The sequence below is a fragment of the Streptococcus oralis subsp. oralis genome (assembly GCF_002096445.1).
Classification (GTDB): domain Bacteria; phylum Bacillota; class Bacilli; order Lactobacillales; family Streptococcaceae; genus Streptococcus; species Streptococcus oralis_N.
Genome location: NZ_NCUK01000011.1, coordinates 69,200 through 85,346 on the forward strand (window position 1 = coordinate 69,200; position 16,147 = coordinate 85,346).

Annotated in this window: 19 protein-coding genes and 1 pseudogene; 13 read left to right on the plus strand and 7 right to left on the minus strand. The window is 38.1% G+C overall.

The window, feature by feature from the left end; all coding sequences use genetic code 11:
- The first annotated feature begins 155 nt into the window (after positions 1 to 155).
- Positions 156 to 767 (plus strand): 30S ribosomal protein S4, encoded by a 612-nt coding sequence (gene rpsD / locus B7721_RS00930; protein ID WP_000092756.1) that lies wholly within the window; start codon positions 156 to 158, stop codon positions 765 to 767.
- An 81-nt stretch (positions 768 to 848) separates the two neighbouring features.
- Here the strand turns inward: rpsD and B7721_RS00935 are convergent.
- Positions 849 to 1,349 (minus strand): annotated as a pseudogene (locus B7721_RS00935) (site-specific integrase); the annotation flags it as partial.
- 220 nt (positions 1,350 to 1,569) lie between these two features.
- Between B7721_RS00935 and B7721_RS00940 the strand changes: the two are divergent.
- From B7721_RS00940 to B7721_RS00955, 6 genes are all read left to right on the plus strand, one after another.
- On the plus strand, positions 1,570 to 2,694 hold the full coding sequence (locus B7721_RS00940; RefSeq protein WP_239823788.1) for a hypothetical protein: 1,125 nt from the start codon (positions 1,570 to 1,572) through the stop codon (positions 2,692 to 2,694).
- Positions 2,630 to 3,247 carry a glycerol-3-phosphate acyltransferase gene (locus B7721_RS10260; protein WP_239823789.1) on the plus strand — a complete coding sequence of 206 codons (618 nt, stop codon included), beginning with the start codon at positions 2,630 to 2,632 and terminating at the stop codon, positions 3,245 to 3,247. Before B7721_RS00940 ends, B7721_RS10260 begins: the two co-directional genes overlap by 65 nt.
- 13 nt (positions 3,248 to 3,260) lie before the next feature.
- Positions 3,261 to 3,437: a hypothetical protein gene (locus B7721_RS10170; protein ID WP_000343799.1), complete on the plus strand. Its 177-nt coding sequence runs from the start codon at positions 3,261 to 3,263 to the stop codon at positions 3,435 to 3,437.
- Positions 3,437 to 3,901 (plus strand): hypothetical protein, encoded by a 465-nt coding sequence (locus B7721_RS00945; protein WP_001039967.1) that lies wholly within the window; start codon positions 3,437 to 3,439, stop codon positions 3,899 to 3,901. The genes B7721_RS10170 and B7721_RS00945 overlap by 1 nt, the downstream gene beginning before the upstream one ends.
- The gene (locus B7721_RS00950) at positions 3,902 to 5,479 is read left to right on the plus strand and encodes an AAA family ATPase (RefSeq protein WP_084877063.1); all 1,578 of its coding nucleotides are present in this window, start codon (positions 3,902 to 3,904) and stop codon (positions 5,477 to 5,479) included.
- Between the two features lie 147 nt (positions 5,480 to 5,626).
- A complete protein-coding gene (locus tag B7721_RS00955; protein WP_001137907.1) occupies positions 5,627 to 6,109 on the plus strand; it encodes a hypothetical protein in 483 nt (160 codons plus the stop codon).
- A 499-nt stretch (positions 6,110 to 6,608) separates the two neighbouring features.
- Here the strand turns inward: B7721_RS00955 and B7721_RS00960 are convergent, their stop codons facing one another.
- The 5 genes from B7721_RS00960 to B7721_RS00980 all read right to left on the minus strand — a co-directional run bounded on the left by B7721_RS00960 (position 6,609) and on the right by B7721_RS00980 (position 9,421).
- Positions 6,609 to 7,541: an Abi family protein gene (locus B7721_RS00960; RefSeq protein ID WP_084877065.1), complete on the minus strand. Its 933-nt coding sequence runs from the start codon at positions 7,539 to 7,541 to the stop codon at positions 6,609 to 6,611.
- Positions 7,542 to 7,711: 170 nt separating this feature from the next.
- Positions 7,712 to 7,861 carry a 50S ribosomal protein L33 gene (rpmG, locus tag B7721_RS00965; protein WP_001265622.1) on the minus strand — a complete coding sequence of 50 codons (150 nt, stop codon included), beginning with the start codon at positions 7,859 to 7,861 and terminating at the stop codon, positions 7,712 to 7,714.
- Between the two features lie 15 nt (positions 7,862 to 7,876).
- Positions 7,877 to 8,059 (minus strand): 50S ribosomal protein L32, encoded by a 183-nt coding sequence (rpmF, locus tag B7721_RS00970; RefSeq protein WP_000290417.1) that lies wholly within the window; start codon positions 8,057 to 8,059, stop codon positions 7,877 to 7,879.
- A gap of 151 nt (positions 8,060 to 8,210) precedes the next feature.
- Entirely contained in the window at positions 8,211 to 8,411 is a 201-nt protein-coding gene (locus B7721_RS00975; protein ID WP_084877067.1) for a PTS ascorbate transporter subunit IIC, read from the minus strand.
- 2 nt (positions 8,412 to 8,413) lie between these two features.
- Positions 8,414 to 9,421: an SPFH domain-containing protein gene (locus tag B7721_RS00980; RefSeq protein WP_084877069.1), complete on the minus strand. Its 1,008-nt coding sequence runs from the start codon at positions 9,419 to 9,421 to the stop codon at positions 8,414 to 8,416.
- A gap of 184 nt (positions 9,422 to 9,605) precedes the next feature.
- Here B7721_RS00980 and ilvD point away from each other — a divergent pair, with 184 nt between their 5' ends.
- Positions 9,606 to 11,309, plus strand: coding sequence for a dihydroxy-acid dehydratase (gene ilvD / locus B7721_RS00985; RefSeq protein WP_033629186.1), 1,704 nt, complete (start codon positions 9,606 to 9,608; stop codon positions 11,307 to 11,309).
- 174 nt (positions 11,310 to 11,483) lie between these two features.
- On the opposite strand, the gene B7721_RS00990 is transcribed toward ilvD, so the two are convergent.
- On the minus strand, positions 11,484 to 11,825 hold the full coding sequence (locus B7721_RS00990) for a metal-sulfur cluster assembly factor (RefSeq protein ID WP_084877071.1): 342 nt from the start codon (positions 11,823 to 11,825) through the stop codon (positions 11,484 to 11,486).
- Between the two features lie 123 nt (positions 11,826 to 11,948).
- Here B7721_RS00990 and B7721_RS01000 point away from each other — a divergent pair, with 123 nt between their 5' ends.
- From B7721_RS01000 to B7721_RS01025, 5 genes are all read left to right on the plus strand, one after another.
- The gene (locus tag B7721_RS01000; protein WP_084877073.1) at positions 11,949 to 12,800 is read left to right on the plus strand and encodes a helix-turn-helix domain-containing protein; all 852 of its coding nucleotides are present in this window, start codon (positions 11,949 to 11,951) and stop codon (positions 12,798 to 12,800) included.
- A 197-nt stretch (positions 12,801 to 12,997) separates the two neighbouring features.
- Positions 12,998 to 14,245 carry an MFS transporter gene (locus B7721_RS01005; protein ID WP_084877074.1) on the plus strand — a complete coding sequence of 416 codons (1,248 nt, stop codon included), beginning with the start codon at positions 12,998 to 13,000 and terminating at the stop codon, positions 14,243 to 14,245.
- Positions 14,246 to 14,322: 77 nt separating this feature from the next.
- The gene (gene hisS / locus B7721_RS01010; RefSeq protein WP_084877076.1) at positions 14,323 to 15,603 is read left to right on the plus strand and encodes a histidine--tRNA ligase; all 1,281 of its coding nucleotides are present in this window, start codon (positions 14,323 to 14,325) and stop codon (positions 15,601 to 15,603) included.
- Between the two features lie 143 nt (positions 15,604 to 15,746).
- Positions 15,747 to 15,953, plus strand: coding sequence for a helix-turn-helix transcriptional regulator (locus B7721_RS01020; RefSeq protein WP_000916948.1), 207 nt, complete (start codon positions 15,747 to 15,749; stop codon positions 15,951 to 15,953).
- Positions 15,950 to 16,147, plus strand: coding sequence for a hypothetical protein (locus tag B7721_RS01025; protein WP_084877077.1), 198 nt, complete (start codon positions 15,950 to 15,952; stop codon positions 16,145 to 16,147). The genes B7721_RS01020 and B7721_RS01025 overlap by 4 nt, the downstream gene beginning before the upstream one ends.

Genomic DNA, 16,147 nt, shown 5'->3' on the forward strand with positions numbered 1-16,147 from the left:
TTTGTGTGAAATAGCAGCAGGAAAGCATGAAGCACGTCAACAGGTGTCTTATGACAAGTAACCTTGGCTGTTTAGGCGAAGGGCATCTGCACGAATCAGGGCTTTCTAAGTGACTATTTCCACCGAAATATTATTTATATCAGGAGGACATACACATGTCACGTTATACAGGACCATCTTGGAAACAAGCTCGTCGCCTTGGCCTTTCACTTACAGGTACAGGTAAAGAATTGGCACGTCGTAACTACGTACCAGGACAACACGGACCAAACAACCGTTCTAAATTGTCAGAATACGGTTTGCAATTGGCTGAAAAACAAAAACTTCGTTTCACTTACGGTGTAGGTGAAAAACAATTCCGTAACTTGTTCGTACAAGCTACAAAAATCAAAGGCGGAATCCTAGGTTTCAACTTCATGCTTCTTTTGGAACGCCGTTTGGATAACGTTGTTTACCGTCTTGGCCTTGCGACTACTCGTCGTCAAGCTCGTCAATTCGTAAACCACGGTCACATCCTTGTTGACGGAAAACGTGTTGATATCCCATCATACCGCGTAACTCCAGGTCAAGTGATCTCAGTTCGTGAAAAATCATTGAAAGTTCCAGCAATCCTTGAAGCTGTTGAAGCAACTCTTGGACGTCCAGCATTCGTATCATTCGACGCTGAAAAATTGGAAGGTTCATTGACTCGCTTGCCAGAACGCGACGAAATCAACCCAGAAATCAACGAAGCACTTGTCGTTGAATTCTACAACAAAATGCTTTAATTTTAAGAAATATCTTACAGAAAGCCTACAACAGTGGGCTTTTTGCTTTGTCTTAAAAGGTTGATTTCTGGGTTTGTTCAGTTATAAACTTTTTAGTGAAGTTTTGTAGAATGAGACGGCATTTTTTGCGTTCTCTTTTGAGAGGTGACTGTATATATCCATAGTCATAGATAATTGAGAAGGTCCTAAACGATGCTGGAGATCCTTGTAAGGTATTCCAGAGTTAAGCAAGAGACTAGCGTGAGTATGGCGAAAATCATGAAAACCAATGTTAGGAACGTTAGCACGTTTAAAGTGAGTTCTTAATCTAGTTTGTAAGGTTTGATTATTAGGGTATTCATGGATAAAGTCAGAGAATACCACATTTTCAGTTTTACTAATTTTCCAAGCTTCTTGAATTTGTCTAACCTTGTAAGCTTTAAGCATTGATACAGTTGCTTGATCTATATCTAAATCCCGATAGCTTACTTTTGATTTTGGGCTATTGATTTGCCCTAGATGGTTTAGTGTCTTTGTAATGCTAATGGTTGCATTCTCTAGGTCGATATCAGACCAGCTAAGCGCCAGAGCCTCATTGATATGATAATCGATTTCTATATACCAAAAATACCTATCGAGTAACTATAAGGTCAGCGCGAATCAAATACTTTCGCTTCATTCTTATGATAAGTTGAATTAATAAAATAATTATGATATTCTTTTTCTATAAGGAAAAAATCAAAATGATTTTAAGATAGTTTATTTAGAAAATTAGTCAAAATTTTTTCTAATTAATTTGGAAATCATTAACAAGGGGGATATTATGGCTGAAAGAATAATACATCAAGCTGATCTTCGTGAAATCGAGAAAAGTTTGCGCTCTATCCATGAAGGATTACGAACAATTGATGCTAGAGTTGATGTAGCAAACGAAAATCTTCAAATCGTTTATGATGAAATTGGTAGTTTAGCACAAGAATTTCATGAATTTGTGAATATCCAACAAAAAGCTAATAGATTAGGACAAGCTGAAACTCGACTGGTAAAAATCCGTCAGGAAATTGAGAAGAAATATGGACATTATGATATTGTTCGTCGTACTACCACAGGGATTTTACAAGCTGATGATTTAGGAATTGTCAAAAAGGAAACAATCAGCACTGCAACAGAAGAACTAATGATATCAACTCCAGGTTACTGGCTTGCTCCATGCTTAGTTGCATTAGCAGCATGGATAAATAATCAACCCGAGTTAGCTGAAAAAGCAGTCAAGGAAGGGATTAAACGAAACGATGAAAAAACCTCCCTTTTCTTTGCCTTAATTTGTAGAAGAGCTAACAGAAAGAACGCATGCCTTAAGTGGACTCAACGTTATCTAGCTAATCAAGATGAAGAAAATCTCGACAGAAATTCTATAATTATCTTAGATGCTTTTGCAAGTGGACTCTTGGGAGCTGATACCGAAGGAGTTATCTCACGTCAAATGAATGAATGGCTCAGCCGACTTGAAGAAAAACCTGGTTTTACTGAACAGCAAACAGAACAATGGTCCGAAGCTATTAACTTAAAAAGAAGCGAAATAGATGAAGATTTATACCCTAACCTAAGAAAATATAGTGATAGTTGGCCTGTACTAGAGGATATTCTCGAAGGGGCTCATCTTCATGAACAAATGCTAAACTACCTAACCGATATTTTTGAGAAAAAAGGTTCTACAGAAAGCGTCAAAAATCAATTAGATGATATTTTAGACACACTTGTGACTGATTTTGACAACGAAGAATTAGCTCTTCGAAAACAAGAAAAATTCGAGCAGTTTGTGGTTGACTTCGGAGGAGATGACAACCGTGCTCATCAAAACATGAATATTGAAGTGACTGCATTTGAAACCCGAATCTTCTCACTCAAGTATATCAACCCAAAAATTTGCATTGGCTCTTTCTCGTGATTGGGTAACAAACGCTTATAATGACGTTACTGCAAAAAATCGCATGAAGATTCCTTACGAAATTGAAATTAATGTGGATACTTTTAATGATAAATCAACAGATGGCCAAAACGAAAACGAGTTGATTGAAAAATTCAATTCTCAGATTGACTCTGAAAAAGAACAAACTTTGTCAAACTACTTCCCAAGTTTATTTGATAAATTCCTTTTGTATGGTGGTATAGCTATCGGAGTAATTGGTTTAATGATGATTTTTGGGAATATTTTCTTAGGTTTAATAGCTATTATAGCGGGGATTGTTATGGTTCTTAAGCATAAATCTAATATTGAAAACATTGAAACGAATCGCAAGAAAATTGAAGAACAATACGAGAATAAAAGAGTGAATGGTGAACAAATTATAAGAGCTACTCTAGCTGAAATTGTAGACTTTAGAATTGAATTCGCAGAGAGAGATGCTGAAAGCACTAAAGTTCTTGATTTCCTCGAACAAATAAGACCTGAACAATATGTAAACAAGTTGGCATCATCTAATAGAAAGATTAAAATTTGAGGAGGTAATTGACATGGATGAAAAATATAAAGGCGATAGTAAGCTATCATCTAATAACACCACTCCATTTAAGAGCATTAATACTGAAGAAGATATCACTGAAGAACCTATGAGCGTGTTTGCTGAGGGACTCCCTTCATGGGATATTGTGCCCCCACAATTGCTAGTCAGAAGGAAACGGCAAAAATAATGAATAAACCACAAACATATGCAGAATGGGTAAATGTCTTAGCTATTTTTAAAAACAAAGATGATGATGAAACAGTTTTAAAAATGATGAAATCTGGAACTATCGAATGGCAATACGGTGTGGCAGAACGTTTCTCTACAAAGTTAATTGACGCTGTTAATTACCGTATGAATGTAGCTTCAGATAAGTTTCAAAATGATTTACTAAAATCCCAAGGATACGAGGGAGCTATTATTCAAGCAATTCTTTCTTTGAGAAAAGAAATGACGTTCTTAGCTGAAGCAATCAATCTTCCTGTAATTCCGGATAAAGAGCGACAACACTACCTAAATCTCGTTATAGAACAAGCTAATAGTATGCAAAAATCTTTAGAAGAATCCGCAAAACAGGACCGAAGCGGGAAAATGTCAAGTATTATTAGAAATCATAAAATTAATTCTTTTTTAAATAAAGGTGAACAGTAAATGAGCAATATAGTAAAAAGCAAAGAACTTCTTACGAGATATTCACTTGCAAGAATTCCTTTTATTGCTATCAATACCATTGAGCCAAGTAGAACATTAGATATGTTAAAGGAAATATCTGAAGAATTACAACTTCCGTTCAACGTATATACTCTCACCAAAGGTGTGTATGATCTTAGTTCTGGTAAGAATGTTAACGATGATAAATCTATTTATGGTGCAATAGATTACATGACGGACCAAATGCAAAAGAAACAATACCAAACTATTGTACTGACAGAAGTTCCGGATCTTAGTAATGAAAATAGCGATTCTAAACAAGTCTTAGCACTGGTCAATCTAGCCAATGAAACTGGAGGCGTTGTAATAGTTTTTACCAATACCCCTATTTGGAATCAACTTCAACGGCAAGGTATGACAGTAAAAATAGATTTACCTAACGAAGAGGAAATGTACTCAATAATTCAAGAATACATTGACGACTATAGAAACGATATCCAGATTGAATGGGACAACTCCGATATTCGAGAAGCTGCAGCAGCTCTCAATGGGGTAACTAGAATTGAGGCGGAGAACGTTATCGCTGCTTTGATTGCAAATAAGTGCATAAGAAAATCTGATTTAGATGAGATAAGATTTGCAAAAGATCGCCTATTCTCTGATATCTCTGGTCTAGAAAAAATCGTTGTAGATGATTCTGTAAAGGATGTTGGAGGACTTGAAGGATTAAGGAAGTGGCTTAATGAAAAGAAAGAACTACTAACTCCCGAAAAGAAAGATATGTTACGTGAGAAAGGATTGCAACCACCTAGAGGAATACTCCTAGTAGGTGTCCCTGGATGCGGAAAATCTTTATCTGCTAAATCAATTTCTGCTAACTGGAAACTTCCATTATATCGTTTAGATTTTGCAACGGTTCAAGGAAGTTATGTAGGTCAGTCTGAACAGCAACTCAAAGATGCTCTAACTACCGCTGAGAATGTATCTCCATGTATTTTATGGATTGATGAAATAGAAAAAGGACTATCAGGAGCTACTGGAGGCGCTAATGATGGCGGTGTATCTACTCGTATGGTTGGTCAATTCTTATTCTGGATGCAAGAATGCAAAAAACAAGTTTTTGTAGTTGCAACAGCTAATGATGTGTCTATGCTTCCATCAGAACTTCTCCGTCGAGGAAGATTTGATGAGTTATTCTTTGTTGATCTACCTACTGCAGATGAGCGTAAAGAAATACTTGCTTTGTATTTTAAAAAATACTTAAGTCTAGAATTTGAAGGAGATTTTTCTGATAATATCATTCAAATAAGTGATGGTTTCACTGGTGCGGACTTAGAATCGACAGTTAGAGATTTAGCTTACCGAGCTATCGCTAATAACAGTTTTATTCTCAACGAAGAGAATATCATGAATGCCTTCAATAATGTAGTCCCCCTCTCTCAAACTAGCCCAGAAAAAATTGAGGCTATTAGAGATTGGGGGAAAGAAAGAGCTGTTCCTGCATCTGGAAAACCAATCGGTGGAGAGGGACTTGTTCATAAACAAAGTGGACTTAAAACAAGAAAAGTACTTGTTTAATAAGTTCATTATTTGGACACGGTAACTGTAATCTCAGTTTCGTGTCCATTTTTATAATTCCTTAAATGAAGATCTATTCTGAGAGTACCATTAAAAGGAATCTTAAATTGCAAAATATAACTTATAACACGATTAGGAGAAAAATAGATGCCTAGACCAATGTTAAATCCATACCAATCCCAAAAACAAACACAAGCAAGCCATATCATGACTTCTAACTTAAAACAACCACAGATAGATAAATTGAGTTTAGATAGGCTTCTAAGAAAATCACGGTCTAAAGAATATATGGATGCTATTCATCAACTAGATGCAGGAGGACATGTTCATAATAAAAAGGAAGTAAATGAAATTATTAATACAATCAAGTCGGAATTCCCAGATGTGGATATTAATGGAATTCTCCTAGGTTTTGTAGCAAAATGTTATTTAGGAGCACCTTACGAAGCGCACACCCTAGACTTAGTTGGAGAAATCATTGAGCATTATAAACGAGGAGAGATATTACCTGGTGGACTCGATAAAGCCAAAAGCATTGCTTTACATGGAGGATATGATTTTATCGAAGTTTATACAGACTGTTGTCGAGCAATTAGCTCAAATGGTTCCGTATCAGTTATAAAAGACTAATTATGTATAGAACAGTAACATATGGCATACAGAGAATTTCATAAATAATTGGTAATTAACCTAAAAGGATACTATTAGGTAACAGGAAAAATTCATCTCGATGTTAAAACGACTACTGTATTATCTTTGTAATATAGTAAAATTATCAGGAATCGCTTGGAATAATTAATTTGTTTGTCTCTATGTAATAACAAGAATTAGTGGCATGAAAGTATAGCTATATAGTAGGACACAAAATATCTATTACCAACGCGCTACTTAGCTAGTGGGGGCGACATTCGGCGGTTCCGCCTATTCTCTTTTATAACTAAGCCCATAGAAATAAATCTAAGGTTTTTGTGCACTTATATTGTATACTCAAGATTTTAAAAACACAAAAAAATGACTCCTGAAATAAATTCACAAGTCATCTAGTATAGTCTCTAATAATCTATACTGCAATCAATAAAAGAATTATATCATTTTATCTCAGTTTTTGTCAAGTAGTGTAAGTAAAAAGTCACACATAATTACTAATACTATTTATTTTATTGTATATATTCGATCCGAGAATTCTATTGAATTCACTACTTGGGATTTCAGTATTTAAATTATCCACAATCTGTTTAAAATCTCTGATTAACCTTCTTAATTCTGTTTTTGAATAACCAAATGCCTTTAAGTACATGACTATAAGCATGAAATAGTCTACGATCGAATTAAATATTATATTTGCATTGTTATATTTTATACTCATATCGTTCAAAAGTGTTTGATTGATATGACGATTCTTAAAACGAGTATCAAAAATAATATGATTATGTGCAATCGCATTTCTCAATTCGTTTAAAATAAATATATGATTTGTTAGATGACTTCCATCAGTATCCATAGGGTCACGGATTCCAAGTATATTAAGCACATTTATTCGGTAATTTCTATTCATTTGCTTAACAAAATCACCGAGTTTCCCAAACGAGAGAATTTCAAATACTATCCACAAAGGAATCTGATTTCCTGAATTAATTTTATGTGTAACCATTTTATTCTTATCATAGTTCATGTGAATGCTACTATGAATATTTTTTTGAAGATACAAACGTTTTTTGAGCATATTTGTCCTTTGATTAGTATTAAAATATATATAATCATCTAATTTTTTAATGTATATGTCTTCAAATGTTGGGTCACTGTTGCTTACTAATTCATCTAAAATATAATTTTTAATAGATGTTTCACAAGAAACTAAAGGCGAGAATAGTAAATCTTTTAATGCTGTGTCAAAGTTATAAATAGCTATTATTTCATCAAAGTTACTTAATCTGAATAATCTTTGTCTAGATTTATAAAAACGATATCCTTTATAACCATGGTAATAACCCATTCTAAGTAAATGTTTTTTATGTTTAGAACCATATATAGTAATTCCATGGTTATTTCTTATATGCCTCATTAAACTATTGATTGACCGTTCACCATTTAAAATTACTCCATTCCTTTAACTTTGCTTTCGATAAAATTAATTTCATTATAATAAAACACCCCAAGTTAGGTTTTTCTGTCTAACTTTTGAGGTGTAGTTCAAATCAGAGTTTTTCTTATGTATTGATTCGTATTGAATGCTTACTTAACCTCTGTAAACACAACGTGCTTGCGAAGTTTTGGTGAGTATTTCTTCAATTGAAGACGGTCTGGAGTGTTACGTTTGTTTTTAGAAGTAAGGTACAAGCGTTCACCAGATTCTTTGTGTTCAAGTGTGATATTTACGCGCATGGTATCTCCCTTCTATTATTCAGCTGATGCAGCTTTAGCGATTTTACGTCCTTTGTAGTATCCTTTAAGTGATACACGGTGAGAACGTGAGTAATCTCCAGTAGTTTCGTCAAAGTTTACAGATGGAGCTGTTACTTTGTAGTGTGTACGACGTTTGTTTTTCTTCGCTTTTGAAGTGCGACGTGCAGGTACTGCCATTTTGATTTCTCCTTTAGGTATTTAAATTCGATTCAATCTTGTGATCTTCATCAACTTTAATAGTATATCAAAACTTTTTTGTAAAGTAAAGTTACTTGACAAAAAAAGATAAAAAAATTTTCCTACCCACTGTTCTGGATAGGAAAATAGATTAAATATCAATTTCGAATGGTTCATCAATGGTTTCTGAGACGTATTTCCCGTCTTTCTTCCGTTGCTTGACACACTCTGTGAGGAGATATTCGATTTGCCCATTGACTGAACGAAAGTCGTCTTCTGCCCATGATGCGAGTGTAGCGTATAACTTTGTTGAGAGTCGAAGGGGGATCTGCTTTTTTTTAGCTTCAGCCATCTTTAGTAAAGACTTCCTGCGTTGACAATTGGTTGTGCATCATGATTACCACAGAGAACGACTAGGAGATTTGAAACCATGGCAGCTTTTCGTTCTTCGTCAAGTTCTACCAACTCTCCTTCATTGAGACGTTCTAGTGCCATTTCAACCATTCCTACAGCGCCGTCTACAATCATCTTACGGGCATCAATAATGGCAGATGCTTGTTGACGTTGAAGCATAACAGCTGCAATTTCTGGAGCGTAAGCTAGGTAAGTAATACGTGCCTCAAGGATTTCCAAGCCAGCATCTTCTACGCGACTTTGGATTTCTTCACGAATACGGTTAGCTACAATTTCGCTAGAGCCACGGAGACTTCCTTCATCTGCTTGTCCATCCCCTGTAGTATCTACATTGGGAGACACATCGTAAGGATAGATGCGGACAATATTACGAAGGGCGCTATCACACTGCAAAGAGAGATATTCCTTGTAGTTGTCAACGTTGAAGACTGCCTTAGCGGTATCGACAACTCTCCAAGTTACCGCAATTCCAATTTCAACAGGGTTACCTAAGCAATCGTTAATCTTTTGACGGGAATTGCTCAAAGTCATAACTTTGAGAGAAATCTGTTTCTTGCCAATTTCAAGGTTTACATCATTGCCATTTGATGATTTCATTCCTGAAAAAGGAGATTTTGTGCTAACATCACCACTTTGACCAAGTCGAGTGTGGTTTGCAGGGTTGACTGCTATGCTAAAAGGATTGACAAAGTAAAAACCAGGTTCTTTGATGGTACCTGTATAATTACCAAAGAGGGTCAAAACCAGAGCTTCCTGAGGTTTGACAACTTTTAAACCAGCATGAGCTAGGCCTGCAATTAAGCTTAATAAAAGTCCGATAATAATTCCAAAAACGTTTTCTGAACCAGCACCCATTATAAATATAAAGATACCAAGTACGAATGTCAACTCAATGAGAATCAATGCAAATACACCATTTGGTTTTGAATTGATGAGTTTTTCAGTCATAAGAATGACCTCCTGCTATATGATATCTAAATGATATCACTTTGTTTTAGAAAGTCAAGAAATAAATGTAACATTTTTAAAGAAAATATCACTGTATAGAATTTTCTGAAAATTCAAGAATTTTCTTCTGTTCATTGCCTTTAAAATGTGCTATAATAGTAAAAACTGAAACGGAAGGGAACAAATGACTGAATTAGATAAACGTCACCGCAGTAGCATTTATGACAGCATGGTTAAATCACCAAACCGTGCCATGCTGCGTGCCACTGGTATGACAGATAAGGACTTTGAAACACCGATTGTGGGAGTGATTTCGACTTGGGCGGAAAATACACCATGTAACATTCACTTGCATGATTTCGGGAAATTGGCTAAAGAGGGTGTCAAATCGGCAGGTGCTTGGCCTGTTCAGTTTGGTACCATTACCGTAGCGGACGGGATTGCCATGGGAACGCCTGGTATGCGTTTCTCTCTAACATCTCGTGATATCATTGCGGACTCTATCGAGGCGGCGATGGGTGGTCACAACGTCGATGCCTTCGTCGCTATCGGTGGCTGTGACAAGAACATGCCTGGTTCTATGATTGCTATTGCCAACATGGATATTCCAGCTATTTTCGCCTATGGTGGAACTATTGCACCCGGAAATCTTGATGGCAAAGACATTGACTTGGTATCTGTTTTTGAGGGGATCGGGAAATGGAACCACGGTGACATGACAGCTGAGGACGTGAAACGTCTTGAATGTAATGCCTGTCCTGGCCCTGGTGGCTGTGGTGGTATGTACACAGCTAATACCATGGCGACTGCTATCGAAGTTCTCGGTATGAGTTTGCCAGGATCTTCATCTCACCCAGCTGAATCAGCTGACAAGAAAGAAGATATCGAAGCAGCAGGACGAGCTGTGGTTAGGATGCTGGAACTTGGTCTCAAACCATCAGATATCTTGACTCGTGAAGCCTTTGAAGATGCCATCACTGTAACGATGGCTCTCGGAGGTTCTACCAATGCCACTCTTCACTTGCTTGCCATTGCCCATGCGGCTAATGTTGATTTGTCCCTTGAGGACTTCAATACGATCCAAGAACGTGTGCCTCACTTGGCCGACTTGAAACCATCTGGTCAGTATGTCTTCCAAGACCTCTACGAAGTCGGTGGTGTCCCTGCGGTTATGAAGTACTTGTTGGCAAATGGATTCCTTCATGGGGACCGTATCACATGTACTGGTAAGACCGTCGCTGAAAACTTAGCCGACTTTGCAGACCTCACACCAGGTCAAAAAGTCATCATGCCACTTGAAAATCCAAAACGTGCAGACGGTCCGCTTATCATCTTGAACGGGAACCTTGCTCCTGATGGTGCGGTTGCTAAGGTGTCAGGTGTGAAAGTGCGTCGCCACGTTGGACCAGCTAAGGTCTTTGACTCAGAAGAAGATGCGATTCAGGCCGTTCTGACAGACGAAATCGTTGATGGCGATGTTGTCGTTGTTCGTTTCGTTGGACCTAAGGGTGGCCCTGGTATGCCTGAGATGCTATCCCTTTCATCCATGATCGTTGGTAAAGGTCAAGGAGACAAGGTTGCCCTCTTGACAGACGGACGTTTTTCTGGTGGGACTTATGGCCTGGTTGTCGGACATATCGCTCCTGAAGCTCAGGATGGTGGACCGATTGCCTACCTCCGTACAGGCGATATCGTTACAGTTGACCAAGATACCAAAGAAATTTCCATGGCCGTATCCGAAGAAGAACTTGAAAAACGCAAGGCAGAAACAACCTTGCCACCACTTTACAGCCGCGGTGTCCTTGGTAAATATGCCCACATCGTATCATCCGCTTCACGCGGAGCCGTGACAGACTTCTGGAATATGGACAAGTCAGGTAAAAAATAAACAAGAAAAGCAAGCCAACTTCGGCTTGCTTTTTTTAATCTTCAAAAGTGATTTGCCTGCTTATACTCAATAAAAATCAAAGAGCAAACTAGAAAGCTAGTCGCAGGTTGCTCAAAGCACAGCTTTGAGGTTGGAGATAAAGCTGACGTGGTTTGAAGAGATTTTTGAAGAGTATTAACGAGGCGGTAGCCCAAGGGCAATACGGCCGTAGCGACTAATTCGTGTAATCTTCCAAGCGGGAGACCAGGTAACTTCAACCTTGACATCTTCGATACCCTCGATTTGTTTCAGACCTGCGACGATTTCGATAGGCAGGCTTTCGGCGCAATCGCAGGCAGTGTCGGTGAAGGTCATGACAATCTTGCAGAGCCCTATTTCGTCCAGATTGATTTCATAAATCAGCCCTAGATTGTAAACATCCAATTCCACATCTGTATCAAAAACCTTCTCTAGTTTTTCGATAATTTGGTCTTGTAAGGCCAAAGCGCGGTCATTGATTTTGATATCGTCTCTCATTACGTCCCTCCACCTGATAAATATCCTCTATTTTCTCATAATTCTGACAATTTGGCAAGTTTTTGATGAATTTTCTGAAAAAATATGATAATATAGAGGAAACGCTGAATCAAGAGGAAGCCTATGGAGCAGATTGGAAAAGTCTTTAGACAATTACGAGAGTCAAGAAATATCTCGCTGAGACAAGCAACTGGGGGACAATTTTCTCCGTCTATGTTGTCCCGATTTGAAACAGGTCAGAGTGAGATTTCGGTGGAAAAGTTTCTATTTGCCCTAGAAAATATATCTGCTAGTGTAGAGGAAATCCTCTTTCTGGCGAGAGGTTTTCAGTATGATACAGATTCGGAGTTGAGAAAAGAAATCACAGATGTTTTGGATTTAAAGAATATAGCACCTCTTGAGAACTTATATCGCAAGGAGTATCAAAAGCATGCCCATTCTCAAAACAAACAGAAACATATTCTAAATGCCATCATTATCAAGTCTTATATGAAGAGCATGGATGAAACGGTAGAGTTGACAACAGAGGAAGGGGAAGTCCTTCATGATTATCTGTTTTCTACCGAGATTTGGGGAATCTATGAACTCAATTTGTTCTCAGTTAGTTCCCCACTCTTATCTGTTCCTCTTTTTACTAGATATGTACGAGAAATGGTCCGAAAATCTGATTTTCTAATGGAAATGTCTGGTAATCGAAACATTTTTCACACCATGCTACTGAATGGTTTTTTAGCCAGCATTGAATGTGAAGAATTTACCAATGCCTCTTATTTTAAACGTGTTATCGAAGAGCATTTCTACAAGGAAAACGAGACCTATTTCCGAATTGTCTATTTGTGGGCGGAAGGTCTCCTTGATAGCAAGCAGGGCAGAGTCAAGGAAGGTCAGAAAAAGATGGAGGATGCTGTCCATATTTTTGAGATGCTTGGTTGTAACAAATCTGCTGAATACTACAGAAATACAACCGATTGTTGAATATCTGCAAGTTAAGAAAATGATTTAAAATTTGAAGCGATAGAACTTTAGACCTCTTTCAGGTTATTAAAGAAGTCCTATCGTTTTTTTGCTTATTTTGTGTGTTGCATATATTCAAAAGTTTTCCCTTTCAATTTCTAAGTGCTATACTATAGTCATACTTCATATAGGGATTATAACAAGAAGGGAGATTACCTATGAAACTATTGTTTAGAAATCAAGCTTATCGACTCTTGACTTTGTCGCGCTTCTTCAATGCCTTTGGTGCTTCGATTTTTAACCTGGTATTTATCGTTTATGCATCGACCTTGCCACAAGCCTCTTTTGCTGTTGCTATGGCGAATATTGTCATGATTCTTCCGACTCTCTTTACAGTTTTTGTAGGGATTCGGGCAGATTACACAAGGGACAAGGTCAAATGGATGGTCTATAGCGGTTTGTTTCAGGCGGTTTTATTTTTTCTGGCAGCCCTAGTTGTTCAGCAAGCTAGTCTCTTTGCCTTTTCTAGCCTGTGTTTGATCAATGTCATCAGTGATGTGATCAGTGATTTTGCTGGTGGTTTGCGAATGCCTCTTGTTAAGGAAAAAGTGGCTGAAAATGATCTGATGGAGGCTTATTCTTTTTCCCAGTTTATCACCTATATTTCAGCTATTGGTGGTCAAGCTTTTGGAGTTTGGCTCTTAGGTCTATCGGTCAACAATTTTTCCCTTGTTGCGGGAATCAATGCCTGCTTTTTCCTAGTATCAGCCTTTATTCTCTTTTTAGGAAAAAGCAAATTGAGTCTGTCAATGTCATCTGCTGATGGTGAAAAACTAAAAAATGAGAAGCTTTCTATCAAAGACCAGTTCCTAACAATTTACCGAAATTTACGTCTCGTTTTTCTTAAAGGTGGACAGAAAAACTTTGGTTTCATGATCTTTGCTGTCTTGCTTATTAATGCCTTGGGTGGGGCTTTAGGAAGCATCTATAACATCTTCTTTTTGAGCCATTCTCTCTTGAATTTTTCTTACACAGAGGCACTATTTATCAGTCAAGTCTGTTCTTTAGTAGCAATCATCATCAGTAGCCTTACGGGCAATGATTATTTTGGGAAGCAGTCTTTGCCTAGGTTGATGATGTGGGCGACCTTAGGACTCAGTCTAGTTGGTCTAGCTAACGTATTTAATCAAGTCGTGCTTGGTTTACTATTTCTCTTTTTAACTCTGTATGTGTCTGGTAAAGTTCAACCAAAGATTAGTGCCATGCTCATGAAAAATCTAGATCCAGATGTTCTAGCTCGTACCAGTAATTTTTTAGGTTTATTGTTTACCTTATCCATACCTGTGGGAACAGCTTGTTTTTCACTTATAGCTGTATGGAATATACAGTTGACTTGGATGCTATTTGTTGGTCTTTCCTTACTAGCTATTCTTTTGACAGTTATTAATCTCAAAAATGATATCTAAATCCTAATTTTATTCTTACTGTTTTAATCCCTTTATTTATGGTAAAATAAGACTATTAAGTTTAAAGAGGATTCCCTATGAAATTACAAAAACCAAAAGGAACGCAGGATATTTTACCTGCTGAGTCTGCCAAGTGGCAGTATGTTGAGGGCTTTGCCCGTGAAATTTTCAAGCGCTATAACTATGCAGAAGTGCGTACGCCTATTTTTGAGCATTACGAGGTCATCAGCCGCTCTGTCGGAGATACAACAGATATCGTAACCAAGGAAATGTATGATTTCTATGACAAGGGTGATCGTCATATCACCCTTCGTCCAGAAGGAACTGCGCCCGTTGTCCGCTCTTATGTGGAAAATAAACTCTTCGCCCCAGAAGTACAAAAGCCAAGTAAGTTCTATTACATGGGCCCTATGTTCCGTTATGAGCGTCCACAAGCAGGTCGTTTACGCCAGTTCCACCAGATTGGTGTCGAGTGCTTTGGCTCTAGTAATCCAGCTACCGATGTGGAAACCATCGCTATGGCGGCTCATTTCTTGAAAGAAATCGGCATCCAAGGTGTCAAATTGCATCTTAATACTCTTGGAAATCCTGAGAGTCGTGCAGCCTACCGTCAAGCCTTGATCGACTATTTGACACCGCTCAAGGAGACCTTGTCGAAGGATAGCCAACGTCGTTTGGAGGAAAATCCTCTCCGTGTCTTGGACTCTAAGGAAAAAGAAGACAAGGTGGCAGTAGAGAATGCGCCGTCTATCTTGGACTTCCTTGATGAGGAAAGCCAAGCCCACTTTGATGCTGTGCGTCAGATGTTGGAAACTCTCGGTGTAGACTATATCATCGATACCAATATGGTGCGTGGTCTGGACTACTACAACCACACCATTTTCGAATTCATCACAGAGATTGAGGGTAATGACTTGACGGTCTGTGCGGGTGGTCGCTACGATGGTTTGGTTGCCTACTTTGGTGGCCCTGAAACTGCTGGATTTGGATTTGGGCTTGGTGTAGAGCGCCTGCTTCTCATCCTTGAAAAGCAAGGTGTGGCCCTCCCTATCGAGAATGCCCTAGATGTCTATATCGCAGTCTTGGGTGAAGGAGCAAATGTTAAGGCCTTGGAATTGGTACAAGCCCTTCGCCAACAAGGATTCAAAGCAGAGCGTGATTACCTTAACCGTAAACTCAAAGCTCAGTTCAAGTCCGCCGATGTCTTTGCGGCTAAGACCCTCATCACCCTAGGAGAGAGTGAAGTCGAAAGCGGACAAGTGACAGTCAAGAACAACCAAACACGAGAAGAAGTTCAAGTATCCCTTGAGACCATCAGCCAAAACTTCTCAGACATCTTTGAAAAATTAGGCTTTTAATAGTAGAAAAACTGGTCAGGACCTTACTCCTGACCGTTTTCTTTTGCAAAATGACAAAAATCATAAACTTTTTGACAAACATACTTGTCAAAAAGAAAAAGATGTGTTACAATATAAGCAAGTTAAGAGTAAAGGAGAAAGGAATGCTTAAAAATCGTTTAAAAGAGCTTCGGGCTCGCGATGGTCTCAATCAAACCGAACTGGCCAAGCTAGCAGGAGTTTCCAGACAGACCATTAGCCTACTAGAACGGGACGAATACACCCCGTCAGTTGTGATCGCCCTGAAGATTTCGCAGATATTCAATGAACCAGTCGAGTCAGTCTTTCGGATAGAGGAGGATGAGGAATGAATAAGTATAAAGTAATCTATTATGTAGTTGCCATAGCTCTATTAGTCAGCGTATTTCTACTGATTGGGATGGACCTAGGCTGGTTTAATCCATATCAAAGCGACCAATTTGTTTGGGTCTACTTTGCTCTCATCCCAGTAGTTGACTGGATTGAAAAGAAATCCAAAAATCTAGCAAGTGAAAAAGGAGAATGA